Source organism: Oleiphilus sp. HI0086, assembly GCF_001635225.1.
Genome location: NZ_LWFZ01000218.1, coordinates 1 through 1,016, shown reverse-complemented (window position 1 = coordinate 1,016; position 1,016 = coordinate 1). Strand labels below are relative to the sequence as shown.

1 protein-coding gene is annotated in these 1,016 nt (G+C 45.5%); it reads right to left on the bottom strand.

Features of this window, described 5'->3' with window-relative positions; translation table 11 throughout:
• Positions 1 to 113 precede the first annotated feature (113 nt).
• Positions 114 to 1,016: glutathione synthase (gene gshB, locus A3756_RS02850; protein WP_068552892.1), on the bottom strand; the 903-nt coding region annotated here is incomplete at its 5' end.

The following is a 1,016-nucleotide window of genomic DNA, read 5'->3' as shown; positions in this document are numbered from 1 at the left end:
AAGGCCAGCGCGACAAAAACCGTAAAACTAAGACGATCAGTATCGCTAACACCCATTGCTCGTGCTACCACTGCCAATTTAGCTCCCCTACAGATTGCGTCTCTTGCTTCATATTACTTTTTACTAGCACTCAATTTCTGCTCAATCGTCGATATTAGCTTATCAGCAATTTTGATTTGGCTAACCCTTTCAATTTCCTGAATACAGGTTGGACTGGTGACATTTATTTCTGTCAGGTAATCACCAATCACATCGATACCTACAAATAACAAGCCCCTATCTAGTAAATCATCTTTTATCTGATCAACGATCCAATAGTCACGTTCAGTCAGTGGCAGCACTTCTCCACGACCACCTGCAGCCAAATTGCCTCGCGACTCACCTTGCCCCGGAATTCTCGCCAAGCCAAAAGCAACCGGCTCACCATCAATAATAAGTATACGCTTATCGCCATTCTTTATCTCAGGCAAATATTTTTGCGCCATCACCTGTTGCTGGCCATGCTGACTCAGCGTTTCGAGAATCACACTTAGGTTACTGTCCCCCAGAGTCACTCTGAAAATAGAAGCGCCTCCCATACCATCCAAGGGTTTATAGATGACGTCTTCATGCTGCTTACAAAACGCTTTCAAGCGTTGCTGATCTCTCGAGACCAAAACAGGCGGGCAACATTGGGGGAAAAGAGTCGCGTATAGCTTTTCATTACAATCTCGCAAGCTTTGGGCTTTATTTAATACTAAAGCTCCCTGCTGCTCGGCCCGTTCTAGAATATGCGTAGCGTAAATAAACTCTGAATCAACGGGTGGATCCTTACGCATAAGAATGACGTCTAACTCAGCCAAATCGGCTTCGCGCGGCTCACCAAGTTCATACCAGCTTTGCTCATCGTTACTTACCTTGAGAGGCGTCAAACGTCCACGAGCCGTACCTTGATCCAAATATAGGTCAGACATTTCCATATAGTTCAAAGACCAGCCTTTCGCTTGGGCAGAAAGCAGCATAGCGAAGGAACTATC